The 14,179-nt window shown below is 57.2% G+C and carries 9 protein-coding genes; 4 read left to right on the top strand and 5 right to left on the bottom strand.

The window, feature by feature from the left end; translation table 11 throughout:
* Positions 1–77 precede the first annotated feature (77 nt).
* A complete protein-coding gene (locus ACIQU2_RS06560) occupies positions 78–392 on the bottom strand; it encodes an SCP2 sterol-binding domain-containing protein (RefSeq protein ID WP_008154977.1) in 315 nt (104 codons plus the stop codon).
* A 64-nt stretch (positions 393–456) separates the two neighbouring features.
* On the bottom strand, positions 457–1,167 hold the full coding sequence (locus ACIQU2_RS06555; RefSeq protein WP_347805503.1) for a histidine phosphatase family protein: 711 nt from the start codon (positions 1,165–1,167) through the stop codon (positions 457–459).
* A gap of 203 nt (positions 1,168–1,370) precedes the next feature.
* Between ACIQU2_RS06555 and sohB the strand changes: the two genes are divergently transcribed.
* On the top strand, positions 1,371–2,393 hold the full coding sequence (sohB, locus tag ACIQU2_RS06550; protein WP_347805504.1) for a protease SohB: 1,023 nt from the start codon (positions 1,371–1,373) through the stop codon (positions 2,391–2,393).
* A gap of 192 nt (positions 2,394–2,585) precedes the next feature.
* Positions 2,586–2,894 carry a hypothetical protein gene (locus tag ACIQU2_RS06545; RefSeq protein ID WP_347805505.1) on the top strand — a complete coding sequence of 103 codons (309 nt, stop codon included), beginning with the start codon at positions 2,586–2,588 and terminating at the stop codon, positions 2,892–2,894.
* Positions 2,895–2,971: 77 nt separating this feature from the next.
* Here ACIQU2_RS06545 and ACIQU2_RS06540 read toward each other — a convergent pair whose 3' ends face one another.
* Together ACIQU2_RS06540 and ACIQU2_RS06535 are read right to left on the bottom strand one after the other, a co-directional pair.
* On the bottom strand, positions 2,972–3,466 hold the full coding sequence (locus tag ACIQU2_RS06540; RefSeq protein WP_129443626.1) for a DUF934 domain-containing protein: 495 nt from the start codon (positions 3,464–3,466) through the stop codon (positions 2,972–2,974).
* Entirely contained in the window at positions 3,450–5,108 is a 1,659-nt protein-coding gene (locus ACIQU2_RS06535; protein ID WP_403139489.1) for a nitrite/sulfite reductase, read from the bottom strand. Before ACIQU2_RS06535 ends, ACIQU2_RS06540 begins: the two co-directional genes overlap by 17 nt.
* A gap of 523 nt (positions 5,109–5,631) precedes the next feature.
* On the opposite strand from ACIQU2_RS06535, the gene ACIQU2_RS06530 reads away from it, so the two are divergent.
* A complete protein-coding gene (locus ACIQU2_RS06530) occupies positions 5,632–6,705 on the top strand; it encodes an ABC transporter substrate-binding protein (protein WP_347805508.1) in 1,074 nt (357 codons plus the stop codon).
* On the opposite strand, the gene ACIQU2_RS06525 is transcribed toward ACIQU2_RS06530, so the two are convergent.
* Positions 6,702–6,920, bottom strand: coding sequence for a DUF2970 domain-containing protein (locus ACIQU2_RS06525; protein ID WP_074877590.1), 219 nt, complete (start codon positions 6,918–6,920; stop codon positions 6,702–6,704). The genes ACIQU2_RS06530 and ACIQU2_RS06525 overlap by 4 nt on opposite strands.
* A 152-nt stretch (positions 6,921–7,072) precedes the next feature.
* On the opposite strand from ACIQU2_RS06525, the gene ACIQU2_RS06520 reads away from it, so the two are divergent.
* Positions 7,073–14,134, top strand: a complete 7,062-nt coding sequence (locus tag ACIQU2_RS06520; protein ID WP_403139486.1) for an NEL-type E3 ubiquitin ligase domain-containing protein — start codon at positions 7,073–7,075, stop codon at positions 14,132–14,134.
* Positions 14,135–14,179: the final 45 nt, after the last annotated feature.

The raw sequence follows: 14,179 nt of genomic DNA, 5'->3' as shown, positions 1-14,179 counted from the left end.
AAAAACGACGAATCCCGCCACGAGGGGCGGGATTCGTTTGCAGCCAGGCGTGCCCCCGAAGGTTGGGAGCGGCGCGCTTAGGCCGGGAACAGCTCGGACAGTTTCATGGCCAGCATCATGTCGCCTTCCGCGCGCAGTTTGCCACCCATGAAGGCTTGCATGCCGTCGGTTTCGCCGCTGACGATGCCTTCCAGGGTTTCGCCGTCCATGACTAGAGTCACCTGGGCGTCCGGGTTTTCGCCTTCCTGGAGCTCGCAGGTGCTGTCCTTGACGATCAGCGAGAAGTTCTTGGTGTCGTCGATGCGGAAACCGAATACCAGGTCCAGACCGGCAGCAGCGGCTGGGTTGAACTTGGCTTTCATTGCTTGTACGGCATCAGCTACGGAGGTCATGGTTCGATCCTTTCTTGGGTAATTAGAGCTGGGTGAATACAGCCAGGGTCACAATAGTCCGGACTCAGCGAAACGTGATGAGTTCCGGGGTCTTCAACAGTTGCAGGTGCGCATGAATGTTGAAAGAAGACAGAGCCACCTCGCGACCGCGAAACTTCAGCAGGTTGAGCGAGGTGTTGACGATTTGCCAGTTCAGTTCGAACGCCTGCCTGGCAGGCATTTGCGTAATGAGATGGAGCAGGGCCGTGATAGTGCCGCCGGAGGTGAACACGGCGATTTTCTGGGTGTTGTCGGCGCTTTCGAGGATTCGCTGCAGACCGGCTTGCACCCGTTCGACAAACCCCAGCCAGCTTTCCAGGCCCGGTGTGTCATAGGTGCCGGCGAGCCAGCGTTCGATAATCAGGGCGAAGATTCGCTGGAACTCACCGCGGTCTTGCGCGGCGTTACGCAGGATGTGCAGCGCTTCGGGCTCGTCCGGTAACATGGCTGGCAGCAGCGCGCGGATCACTGCGTCGGCGTCGAACTCATTGAAAGCGGAATCGATTTCCAGGACCGGAACCGGCAGGCCTGCGGCAGCGAACTGTTCCAGTGCGCTGTTGGCCGTGTGCTGCTGGCGGCGCAGATCGCCCGAGAGGCAGCGATCGAAGCTGATGCCCAGCTCGGCGAGGTGCTGGCCGAGGACTTCTGCTTGGCGAATACCGGTCGGCGACAGGACGTCATAGTCGTCTGCACCAAAGGAGGCCTGGCCATGTCGAATCAAATAGATACTGCCCACGTCCGCGTCATCCCGGTACGTTGAAGGTTCGGCGAGGTTATGAGGATGAGGGTGAGCTGTCAATGAAAAAACATACGCTTGTTTGAAATGCCCGTTACAGGGCTGTTGCCAGAGGTTTCACGGCTGGCCGCCGGGGCGGCGCATGGGTATGCTGGAGGTATCCCGCGCGCGTTTTTGCAGCGCATCGTATTAAAGGAGTCCCTGTGGAGTTTTTTGCCGAGTACGCAGTTTTTCTGGCTAAGACCGTGACACTGGTGATCGCCATTCTGGTGGTCCTGGCCAGTTTCGCGGCATTGCGCAGCAAAGGTCGGCGCAAGTCGGTCGGCCAGTTGCAAGTCAGCAAACTCAATGATTTCTACAAAGGGCTGCGCGAACGCCTGGAGCAAACCTTGCTCGACAAGGACCAGCTCAAGGCCTTGCGCAAGGTCGAAGCTAAAAACGAGAAAAAGCAAAAGAAGAAAACCGAGGCCAAGCCACGGGTGTTCGTGCTGGATTTCGACGGCGACATCAAGGCGTCGGCCACTGAAAGCCTGCGCCATGAAATCACCGCGCTGCTGACCCTCGCCACGCCCAAGGATGAAGTGGTGCTGCGTCTGGAAAGCGGCGGAGGCATGGTTCACAGCTACGGCCTGGCGTCCTCGCAACTGGCGCGTATCCGTGATGCCGGTGTGCCGTTGACCGTGTGCATCGACAAGGTCGCGGCCAGCGGCGGCTACATGATGGCGTGCATCGGCGAGAAGATCATCAGTGCGCCGTTCGCGATTCTCGGCTCGATTGGCGTCGTGGCGCAGTTGCCTAACGTCAACCGCCTGCTGAAAAAGCACGACATCGACTTCGAAGTGCTGACCGCGGGCGAGTACAAGCGCACCCTGACGGTGTTTGGCGAAAACACCGAGAAGGGACGCGAGAAATTCCAGGAAGACCTGGACATCACTCACCAGTTGTTCAAGAACTTCGTTTCCCGCTATCGCCCGCAACTGGCCATCGACGAAGTGGCCACCGGCGAAATCTGGCTCGGCGTCGCGGCGCTGGACAAGCAACTGGTGGACGAACTCAAGACCAGCGATGAATACCTCGCGGAACGCGCCAAGAAGTCCGAGCTCTATCACCTGCACTACGCCGAACGCAAAAGCTTGCAGGAACGCATCGGCATGGCGGCGAGCAGTTCGGTCGATCGAGTGCTGTTGAACTGGTGGGGGCGCCTGACACAGCATCGTTTCTGGTAACTCTTCAACTATCCCGGTACTAAACAAAACCGCAGCGCCCGCTGCGGTTTTTTATGCCGATTGTCGAATTCGTTAGTTTAAGAAGTTAACTAACGCGGATCTATAAATATCTTGTGCATATTAAAGGCGTTTGCTTGACAGAGGTTTTGATTAGACTCAGCTGCCCCTAATCAGCAGCAAGGATGTTGCACAATGGAAATAAGCACTCGATACAATGGTAATCCGGATGACTTTGCTCTTTTTGTAAAGTTGTTGCCCGAAAAGTTCATGTTTCTTATCGATGTACGGCCGAACAAGGATCATAAGGTTGTTCATCGATCCACGAATGATGAAATCCTGATTACCTATATCAGGCGCCATCAGCCCAGTCAGTGGAAGCCGGAGTTCAAGGTTTTTATCGAGGGCGAGAATTGGGGAAGTTTGAACAAGACGTTATTTGATGACGTCTCCGCATTGGCGTACGCCATCAGGAAAAGAGGACTGAAGCAAGTTGAGTTCTAACGAATTTTGATGTGCGAAAGGGTGTTTCACATGTAATAAAGCCTTGATGACTGTTGGTCATCAAGGCTTTATTTTTATTAGCGGCGACGGAACAGCGGCAGCGGTTCGTCGGTAGCAGCCTGATAGGTCACCGAGAAGTCCTTGAGACCTTCCAGGGCTTCGTACGGGTCTTTATCGGCGCGGATCGCAAAGGCGTCGAAACCGCAGCGGTGCAGGTAGAACAGCTGGTCGCGCAGCACATCGCCGATTGCCCGCAGTTCACCTTTGAACCCGTAACGGTCACGCAGCAGGCGGGCGTTGGAGTAGTTGCGGCCATCAGTGAAGGCTGGGAAATTCAGGGCGATCACCTGGAAATTTTCCACGTCGTCACCGATTTCTTCCGCTTCTTCATCGGCATCCAGCCATACGCCCAGGCCGCCATCGCGGGCCTTGAGCATGCGGCTGTGTTCGCGCCACAGTTGCAACGGGACGATCAGGTCGTCGCAGTTGCTGACCTCGTCGATGTTGAAGTCCTTGGGCAGCAAGTGCCAGGTTTCGTCGACGACTTCGTTGTTCTTAATTATTCGCTGCATAGACACGCTCCTTGAAGAGGTCGATGCCAATACGCTGATAGGTGTCGATGAAACGCTCGTCTTCGGTACGTTGTTCGATGTACACGTCGATCAGCTTTTCAATTACATCAGGCATGGCTTCCTGGGCGAAAGACGGGCCGAGGATTTTGCCCAGGCTGGCGTCGCGACTGGCGCTGCCACCCAGGGACACCTGGTAGAACTCTTCGCCTTTTTTGTCCACTCCGAGGATGCCGATGTGGCCGACGTGGTGGTGACCACAGGCGTTCATGCAGCCGGAGATGTTCAGGTCCAGTTCGCCGATATCGAACAGGTAATCCAGGTCTTCGAAACGACGCTGGATCGACTCGGCGATCGGGATCGACTTGGCGTTGGCCAAGGAGCAGAAGTCGCCGCCCGGGCAGCAGATGATGTCGGTCAGCAAGCCGATGTTCGGCGTGGCGAAACCTTGCTCGCGCAACTCGCCCCACATCGCGAACAGTTGGGTCTGCTCAACGTCGGCCAGAATGATGTTCTGCTCGTGAGACGTGCGCAGTTGACCGAAGCTGTAACGGTCGGCGAGGTCGGCAACGGCATCGAGCTGCTTGTCGGTGATGTCGCCCGGCGCAACGCCGGTCGGCTTCAGGGACAGGGTCACGGCTACATAACCGGGCTTCTTGTGGGCCAGGGTATTGCGGGTGCGCCAGCGCGCGAAGCCCGGGTGTTCTTTATCGAGTTCGGCCAACGCCAGGGTCTGGTTGTCCAGAGCCTTGTACTCGGGGTCGACGAAGTGTTTGGCCACACGATGCACTTCGGCTTCGGTCAGCGTGGTCTGGCCACCACGAAGGTGCTCCATTTCCGCATCGACTTTTTGCGCGAAGACTTCAGGTGTCAGGGCCTTGACCAGAATCTTGATCCGCGCCTTGTACTTGTTGTCACGACGGCCGTAGCGGTTGTAGACCCGCAGGATGGCGTCGAGGTAGCTCAACAGGTCTTGCCACGGCAGGAATTCATTGATGAACGCGCCCACCACCGGGGTACGGCCGAGACCGCCACCCACCAGCACACGGAAGCCCAGCTCGCCAGCGGCGTTGTGCACCGGCTCAAGGCCGATGTCATGGACTTCGATGGCCGCACGGTCGGAAGTCGAACCGTTGATGGCGATCTTGAACTTGCGCGGCAAGTAAGCGAATTCAGGGTGGAACGTGGTCCATTGGCGGACGATCTCGCACCACGGGCGCGGATCGGTCAGCTCGTCGGCAGCGACACCGGCGAACTGGTCGGTGGTGACGTTGCGCAAGCAGTTGCCGCTGGTCTGGATCGCGTGCATCTGCACGGTCGCCAGTTCGGCAAGGATGTCCGGGATGTCTTCCAGCGCCGGCCAGTTGAACTGTACGTTCTGCCGGGTGCTGATGTGGGCATAGCCCTTGTCAAAGTCACGGGCAATCCTGGCCATCATTCGCGTCTGGCGCGAAGTCAGTTGGCCGTAAGGCACCGCCACCCGCAACATCGGCGCGAAGCGCTGGATGTAAAGGCCATTTTGCAGGCGCAGGGGGCGGAATTCTTCTTCGCTCAGCTCGCCTGCCAGATAGCGTCGGGTCTGATCACGGAACTGCTTGACGCGGTCCTCGATGATCCGCTGATCGTACTCGTCGTATACGTACATATAAGTCCTGTTCTCAGGCTTGGGCCGGTCGGATCCAGTTGCGTTTTTCGCCTAGAAGTCTCCGATGCTGCCTCGGCAATTCTGCGCGCACGGCCGCGCACTCCCAACGGAGCCGGGGCAAGATACCAGTTTGCAGTTATGCGCAAAAGTGATGTTTGAGTATATGTAAAGAACCAAAACGACTAATGAGGCTCATCGCTCTAAAACCCACATTTGTGGTGCGGGCAATCATCGTCTTAACTGTGCTCGAGTCTTTATGCAATCACCGATAAAACCGACAAGAGGCGATGCAATGAGCAACCCTACCAAAACGTCAAAACCCGATAGCACGGTCGATGCTTGGGCCATTCTGTTCCTGATCATCCTGGTCGTGGGCACCGCGGTATTTTGGGTCAGCCATCAATAACCGACCCCGTCCGGGCCCGATTCCGACGATTGTCGGACAATAACCCGAATAAACGCCGTTTTCCGGGACTTCGCTGGCTATAATGCGCGGCGAATTGCCGGGGGGCTCGGACGATCAATGTTGAAGTTTTTCTACTCATTCCTGCTGATGTGCGGCGCGGTTTATGGACCCGGTGTGCGCGCGGAATCGGTGTTGTTCCTGAATCCCGGGAAGACTGACGAAGCCTTCTGGATCAGCTATTCGCAATTCATGCACGCGGCAGCCACGGATCTGGGCATTGATCTGCGAATTCTCTATTCCCGGCGCATGCCGGAGCTCACGCTGGCGCAAGCCCGTCAGGCGCTGCAAGGCCCTGATCGTCCGGACTATCTGGTGTTCGCCAACGAACAGTACGTCGCCCCGCAGATCATTCGCCTGGCTCAGGGCAGCGGGGTAAAGCTGTTTATGGTTAACGCTTCGCTGACGGCCAATCAGCAGAGTCTGCTGGGAGATCGCTCTGATCAGTTGGGCAGCCTGGTGCCCAACGATGAGGAGGGTGGCTACCTGATGCTCAAGGAACTGATTCGCCAGCATCCGCCCGCGGCGCCCGGTCAGGTCATCGAGTTGCTGGCGTTTTCCGGCCTGAAGATTACCCCTTCGGCGCAACTGCGCGAGCAAGGCATGATGCGGGCCTTGGCCGAGCACCCTGAAGTGCGCTTGCGCCAACTGGTTTACAGCGGCTGGACCCGGGAACGGGCCTATGAACAGGCCAAACTGTTGTTCCGGCGTTACCCGAAGGTCTCGCTGGTGTGGTCAGCCAATGACGAAATGGCGTTTGGCGCCATGCAGGCGTATTCGGAGACGGGTGGGATACCCGGCAAGGATGCGTTGTTCAGTGCGGTCAACACCTCGCCGGCGGCGTTACAGGCGATGGTCGACGGACGCATAAGCGTGCTGTTGGGCGGGCACTTCACGTTGGGCGGCTGGGCGCTGGTGGAGTTGCATGATCTTGAACAGGGCGTGGATCTCAGCCAATACGGCGGCCGAGACCGGCAAATCCCGTTGCTGCAACTGATCGACAAGGCACAGGCCAGGCGATTGCTGGCCATGGGGAAATCACCGGATTACGGTGTGAACTTCCGCCGTCTTTCAGCCAAGGGCCGGTCGACGTCGTATCGCTATCCGTTCAGCCTGCAAACCTTGATGCGCTAAACCCCGGTCAGATGCACCACCAGTTGCACGATGCCATACAGCGTCAATGCGAACACCGCGGTGAACAAAATCCCCAGAATCACGAAATGACTGGGCTTGCCGTGAGTGAAGTCCCGCGCCCGGTTCTTCCCGCTCTGCACCCCGAACGCCGCCGCCATGACGCTGTGCAGCATCTGCCAGAAAGTGGGCGGCTTGTTGTCGGCTGGATCGTCCATAAACCCCTCGTCTCCCGTTTGAGTAAGACAAGCATAGACAACCCCCTGAAAGAAGATCGACCCCGGCGCTATCCGGTATAAATATGTACCGCCCTGGACGACAAACCTGCTGATTGACTGGTGCTTCATTTGACAGCATCAGGTATTGCCACATGAGTGGAATCCCATCGGCCCAGGAAAAGGGCCTTCACAACCATTTCATCAAAAAAAAGCTGCACGATCGGATACGCCACCTGACCCCGGCAAACATCCGGGCTCTGGATCGGGCGAGAACACCGGGAGGCCTGGCCGAAAATGCCATGCTGGACTGGTTTCAAAAGGCCTCCAGCGACCAACGACAAACTGTACGGGACGACCAGAAGCGCAGTCGAACCTCCAACGAAACCCTGGCACAAACACTCACCGGGCTCAAAGGGGTCACCGAATTCGCGCAACCGTTGCTCGAAGCGGCGCTGCAAAAAAAGTTCGGGTTGAAAGTTGATGTTACGCAGACCTGGCTCTACGAGCCCTTTGCAGACTCGCTCATCACTCACCAGACACTGCTGCAACTGGCACTGCGCAATTTTGAAGAAGCCCAGGCGTTTGATGAACGTGACGTCATTGCTGAACGAGGTAAACGGGCTGCCAATCTGGAAACTCAAGGAGGACCTTACGGTTGGGACTATCCGGAAAAGGGCCCTTCAACGCGCTACAGGATCAAGAAACTACCGATAAAACCCGCTGATTTCGCCTCGCTATGCCGTGAACTGGATATCGGCAAGCAGTATCAGGAACACCTGACGGCGATGTTTGACGCCGCGGACAGGGCGGCCACCGTGCGCACCCAAACGCTCGGCGCGTGGAAGGACAGTCTGCGGGTGCATGCCCATATCGCCCACCTCAAATCGCTGATCACGCCATCGGCCTACAGCACATTGCTGGCCGTGCTCAACGGCGACAAATCGGTAACACTGGACGGTGAGCGCGTCACTTTCAGTCAGTTGCATGTGCTGGGGTCGCCTGTCAGTGAGCTGTTTGTCATTGGCGCAAGCCGGCGCAAAGGTAAAAAGGTCAACTTCAGCGTGACCAATCCTGGTGTAAGCCTGTTTGACGTACTGGGTTACCAGGACTCGCGGATCATCGTCTGTATTCCGGGTGATCCGGTGGCGCCGGTCATGGAATATGCCTCGCTCAAGTCCTTTGAAAATGACCTGAGCTACAGGCTGCGCGATGTGAATTTCCAGCGCTCTTTCCTCAGGCTCATCCCCCACGGTGATGCGGGCAAGTTCCTCGGCAAGATCAAGACTGCTCTGCAAACACTCAAATGGAACCCGGATTTCCCTTACCGTAAACAGACCCTCTTGGGGCACATAGACGGAATCTACGAAAATGTTTACCGGGACGAGCCGGTTCTTGATATCAGTGAAGAATTTTTTGCCACGGAGCTGTTCGGCGAGCTGTACACGCGGCACCAGACGCGCCTGAAGGAGACTGCCGAGCAACTGGCGGTGCCGACGGCCAAGGTCGATCATGACGCCTGGTATGAACGACTCGCCCGCTATGCCGAGTGGGGACTGAACATACTCAACGTGGCCGCATTTTTTGTGCCTGGCCTGGGCGAGGTAATGATGGCTGTGATGGCTGTGCAACTGACCACAGACATTTATCACGGGGTTGAAGCCTGGAGCATCGGGGACACGGATCAGGCCTGGAGTTATTTGCAGTCAGTGGCCGTGAACGTAGCATTCATGGCGGCCGTAGGTGCGGTTGCCAGTAAAGCGCCGAAAATGCTGTCCACACCCATCGTCGATGGCCTGGTGAAGGTCAAATTGCCGTTTGGCAGCGAACAGTTGTGGCGGCCTGGTTTGACGCCTTACCTGAGCGACAGGGTCTTGCCGGCGGGGCTCAAGCCCAACAAGCTTGGGCAGTATGAAGTGGACGGCAAGACCTATATCAGGCTCGACGGTAACGTCTACGAAAAAACCTTCGACCCCAAGCTGAACAAATGGCGTCTCAAACACCCGACGGCCCCGGACGCTTACTCCCCCGTTCTTGAACACAACGGTGAGGGCGCGTGGCGCCATCGTTTCGAGCGCCCGCTGGAGTGGGATCGTGCCACCTTGTTACGACGTCTTGGCCCGGTCACCGACGGTATTGACGCGGCGACGCTGGAGAAAATCGCCGATATCAGCGGCGTTAACGACGATGCGTTGCGCAAGATCCATACGGATAACCTGCGCTTGCCATCAGCGTTATCCGACACGTTGCGGCAGTTTCAGATCGACCGTCAGCTCAATGACATGATTGAACAGATTCGTCTCGATCAGCCGGTGCCGGACAGCCGCTACAACGACGTCTTGCCGCAAGTGATCAATATGCCGCGTTGGCCGCAGGGGCGGGTGATCGACGTGTTCGACAATGCAAGCCTGAGCGGTGCTTCGTCCCGCTACGGTGAGGCGTCGACACCTGTGAAGCCGAGCATCAGGATTTCCCGTGAGGATGTGTCTGCCGGGAAATTGCCCGAACGAGTGCTTGCGGCGCTGGATGAGAAAGAAATCGTTCGCTTGCTGGGGGGCGAAGGTGCGCGGGTCGAGGCAGAGCGTGAAACGGTTTTTCGACAACAGCTTGGCGCCCGGCTTTCGGGCAACAAAACCTCATTGTTCGACAAACTCAGCCAGGATTCCAAGGCAATAACGCCTGAAATTCAGGCGCTGCAACGTACTTTCCCCAGTCTATCGACGGACGCGGCGCAAGAAGTCCTGGCCAATGCCACAGCCAAGGAACGGCTGCACATCAAACAAACCGGCCGACTCCCCACCAGTCTGTTGCTCAAGGGGCGTGCGCCCGCCCGGGTGACTCGGCTGAACAAGGCCCTGGCCGGATTGCAGCTCGAGAGCATGGCGTCATCCGACAGCCAGCGCCTGGCGCTGCACAGCCTGGAAAAACTCCCCGGCTGGCCGAAAAACCTGCGCCTGGAAGTTCGTCAGGGCGATTGCGGTGGAAAACTGCTCGACAGCATCGGAAGCGAGACGGCCGAGCAAGTCAAATACCTGGTCAAGGACGGCTATCAACATCATCAAGCCAACCAGTTCCAGGCCTTCGACCAACAAGAAAACTCGTTGAACAGCGTGCCGAAAGAAGGCGACAACTTTTTCTCTTCGGTCATGCATGCGTTGCCGGACGACGTCCGCACTCAGTTGGGCATGCCCAATGTGGCGCAGGGTGCCAAGTTACAAAAGACATTGACCACTTATGCCATGGGCCACCGTGATCAGATGATGGAAACCCTCGTGCCCAACGCCACCACGTCACGATTGCGTCCGCCGGTGCGACTGGCCGACGGGAGGGTCGGCTACCCATTGAGCGGGCGAGGTGCCGGAGCATTGGTGAATCCCTCGTTGGTCTCCAGGTTGCGGGATGTCTATCCGAACTTCTCCGATAAGTTGGCGGAATTGATGGTCATCCAGCTTGCGCTTGATGGCATGACCGAAACGCAGATCGCCCATTTTCTGAACGTGCGGGGCCGGGAATACGAGGCACTGACGGCGCAGCTCGAACAATGGGTACACAGCGGCGGCCAGAATACGGTCCGCCATCAAGTCGCACGAAACATTAAATTCGTCTGGCAACAGAGGGGTATTTACGATGGCGATGCCAGTGTTTTTCTGGACGTGGGCGCTGCAGACAGCCTGCCGGAACTGGCCGGCAACTTTCCTCACGTAAGACGTCTTAATATGAACGTTGGTGGATTATTGAGTCAGACACCGGAAGCCTTTGTGCGCCAGTTCCCCAACGCCCGGTCGTTAAGGTTGGGGATCCAGGATGGCGTCGATAGGGTTCAACTGGCCGAGAGGCTAAAGGCACTGCCGAGTATCCGTGAACTGCAAATGGCAGGGCCGCTGGGTCCGGAATTCACCGAAGCTGCCCAATCGGTGATAGACGCGATGCCACAACTGCAACGATTGGACGTGACCGGGGTGGCGGACGAGCTGGATGTCAGTCGCCTGACTCAACTGCATTCGTTGAGTGTGCACGGGACGACAGAGGCCTGGCCGAAGGGCGCTCTGCAATTGCCGCAGCTCAGGTCGCTGGATCTCACTCACTCAGGCGTCAAGACACTTCCCGCTGAATGGCTATCCGGTCATGAATCACTGTGGCCGGGCATGAAACTCAACTGGGCCAGGCTGAGCACTGAGGACTTCGTAAAGGCATACGAGTATGTGCACGACAATCCTGCGCATTTGCTGGATACCGGGCAAATGCTGGATCGTTATTGCCAAGGCACGCTACAGAACGCCCTGGAGACAAGCGACGAGCTTTCGAAGATTGCCCTTGGGCGAATGAAGGCTGAGGGGTTGGCAGGGCGGGCGTTGCTGGCACGGATCAATGCACTGCGCCAGGATGGACAGGCATTGCGACAGCAACTGGAGGCGTGGCAGCAGCGAACAGCAAGAGCCAATGGCCGGCAAGTCAACATTCGGGAACGAGAATCCGTTGCCCGGCGAATCCATGAGTGCTGGCGTGATGGTCTGCGTAAACGCTATGGCGGTACGGAGGAGGCACAGTCTTCGCAACCTCAGGCCGGACCTTCAGGGGTGCGGCCATGGCCTGTCATGCCGCGACAAATCATTTCATCGAATCTTGATTTGTCCGGCTGGGCGCTGGGCGATCTGCCTGAACTGCCAGCGCTGTCAGCAACGAATTTTGCCCATGTGCAAACCCTGCAAATGTCGGGTGTGGTGGCTTCATCCGAGGATTTCAGTCGTTTTTTGAGCGGCTTCACCGATATTCGCGGGTTGGATCTGAGTGGCAATCAACTGCAGGATCTTCCGTCGGCATTGGGCAGCTTCGGAAAACTCACTGATCTGGAGCTGAGCCGAAATCACCTGACAATTACCCCGAGTATGCAACAACGCTTGAACCGGTTGTCTGCCCTTGAAAGCCTGGACTTGCGCTATAACCGGCTCGATTCGCTGGATGTCAGCGCCATGACCCGCTTGAAGACCCTGCGTGTGGGTCATACCGCCATTAAAGACTGGCCAAAAGGTGCGTTGGACTTGTCCGGCCTCGGCAGGCTCGAGATGAACAACAGCGCGATCACGACGATTCCTGAGGCTGCCCTGACCGGCCATGACGCTCTAAGGATCGATATGATTGGCTGTCGGTTGACGGCCAAGGCGCGCACCGATTTGCTGGCGAGTACTTCTTCCGAAACACCCATGGGTATCTCCAGAGCCAGCTTGCAGGCGGGCATTACCATGGGTGAACCAGAGTACTTTCCTGTTCTGGTCGCGCAAAATCCGGACTTGTTATTGCCGCTGCCCGTTGTTCCTGGCAATGACCTGACACGCTTGACCCCGCAAGCCCGCTTGCTAAGGCTTGACCCGGATCTGCCAGGCGCCGAGGCGATACAGATGATTGATGAACTGACGTTACGCCATGGCGGCGCTGGCCCCCTGTATGAGCAATTGGCCAAATGGGACAGACAACATCAGGCATTGACGAAGACCCTGAACACATGGATCGAAACCCCACCACAGCAGATGGGTGAATCTTCTCCTCCTGTGTGGATAGCAGCCACCGAGCGTCGTAAGGCGGCTGACTGGATAATGGCGTGCTGGAGGCAGAACCTCCGCCGGGCGCAGGCTGTGGAGAGCGCATCGGGAGGCTATATCCTTGATCTGTCCGATAACCCCTTGGGCAATCTCCCGGCTCTACCCGCCGACTTCGCTCATGTCGGTGCGTTGAACCTGAACAACGTGTATCTGAGAGAAGAGGGGCTAAGCGATTTCCTCGGCGCGTTTACGCATGTTCATACCCTGGCGCTGAATGCCAACGCATTGAGTGCCTTGCCAGAGTCCGTTACCTCACTGAACAGCCTCAAGCGACTTTCGGCAGTCAATAACCGTTTTTCCGATGCTCCTCAGCTCCAGCGTCAGCTTGCAGGGATGAGCAACCTGGAGTCATTGAACCTGGCGGAAAACTGGCTTGAGTCGATGGATGTCAGCTCTCTTACCCGTTTGCAGGCCCTCGATCTGAGTGGCAACCGCCTGGTCGTCTGGCCGCAGGGAGCGCTTCAGCTCCCCTCGCTCAGCGCACTGGATTTGCGCGACAACATGATCGAGTCCATTCCGCGGGCCCTGATGGCCGACGAGCACAGGGTATTGCGTGCGGGCACGAATCTGGCCAGCAACGAAACCCTGGATGGCGAGAGCCTGCTAATGCTGCGTGATCAGGTGCTGGAAGGCGAGGAGATAATGGGATGGAGGGCAGGAGAGATTGACGAGGCGCTGGAGCGGTTTGAGAGCAGTAGCGACAGCGATAGCGATGACTCGATCGCAAGTGACGTAGAAGTGGATATGGATGAGGTGACAGGTACCGACGCCCGTGAGCGATGGATCGCTCCGTCAGCAGCCGACTCAGAGGAATTGATACGGATATGGAATGACTTCGAGCAAGCGCACAACAGTAAGTTCTTCTTCAATCTGCTGACCAAAATGGAAGGTACGGCAGACTTTCAGACGGGACGTGCTGATCTTGTGCGGCGGGTCCATACCGTACTGAGGGTGGCCGATAGCGACGCAGGTCTGAGGGATACGATATTCGAAATGGCAAGGTCTGGCGCAACTTGCGTTGATGGTCAAATCCTGTTGTTCAGCGATATAGAAGTTAAGGCTTTCGAATTTGAGACTTCGAAGTCCATTTCCCCGGGCCAACAAGGCAGCGTCTTGTTCAGACTTGGCAGGAACCTGTTTCGCCTTGGGAAAGTCGAGGAAATCGCTAACCGCGACATTGTCCAGCGACAGGCACAACGCCGCTCAATTGATCCGGCGGAAGTGCGGTTGGCCTATCGTATCGGCCTTGCCGAGCGACTTGAGTTGCCGGGGCAACCAAGAGGCATGCGCTACAGCGGCAACGTTTCGTCTGCCATGCTGGATGCGGCCCATGCTGAAGTGATCGCGGCAGAACAATCATCGGCATTTATTGATGATTTGGTCGGCCACAAGTACTGGAGCGACTATTTGAAGGACAAATACCCTGAACGGTTCGCCCAGGTGCGAGAGGGTTTCGCAGGCAGAGAGCATGATGTAGAGGAGGCGTATCCAAATTACGGCGAAGGCGCGCAGGAGCAGTACAAAACCGCCATGCAGGCGATAGAGGCAGACCTTCTCTTCGAGCAAGGAAAGTTGGTGCGCGAATTGTCTGAAAAAGAACGGACGCTGGTGGGGCTGTAACGTTAACCCTGCAGCTTTCATAAGTACCCCGGAAGTCGCACCCGT

Origin of the sequence: Pseudomonas sp. NPDC098740 (genome assembly GCF_044760065.1) — a bacterium.
Taxonomy (GTDB): Bacteria; Pseudomonadota; Gammaproteobacteria; order Pseudomonadales; family Pseudomonadaceae; genus Aquipseudomonas; species Aquipseudomonas rossensis.
The sequence above is the reverse complement of the archived record's forward strand: the minus strand, read 5'-3'. Positions and strand labels throughout refer to the sequence as shown.

Bases quoted from the DNA above. Each gene is read 5' to 3' on its own strand.
- ACIQU2_RS06545 (WP_347805505.1), top strand. From the start codon at position 2,586: ATGGAAATAAGCACTCGATACAATGGTAATCCGGATGACTTTGCTCTT.
- ACIQU2_RS06560 (WP_008154977.1), bottom strand. From the start codon at position 392: ATGACCTCCGTAGCTGATGCCGTACAAGCAATGAAAGCCAAGTTCAAC.
- ACIQU2_RS06530 (WP_347805508.1), top strand. From the start codon at position 5,632: ATGTTGAAGTTTTTCTACTCATTCCTGCTGATGTGCGGCGCGGTTTAT.
- ACIQU2_RS06520 (WP_403139486.1), top strand. From the start codon at position 7,073: ATGAGTGGAATCCCATCGGCCCAGGAAAAGGGCCTTCACAACCATTTC.
- ACIQU2_RS06540 (WP_129443626.1), bottom strand. From the start codon at position 3,466: ATGCAGCGAATAATTAAGAACAACGAAGTCGTCGACGAAACCTGGCAC.
- ACIQU2_RS06535 (WP_403139489.1), bottom strand. From the start codon at position 5,108: ATGTACGTATACGACGAGTACGATCAGCGGATCATCGAGGACCGCGTC.
- ACIQU2_RS06525 (WP_074877590.1), bottom strand. From the start codon at position 6,920: ATGGACGATCCAGCCGACAACAAGCCGCCCACTTTCTGGCAGATGCTG.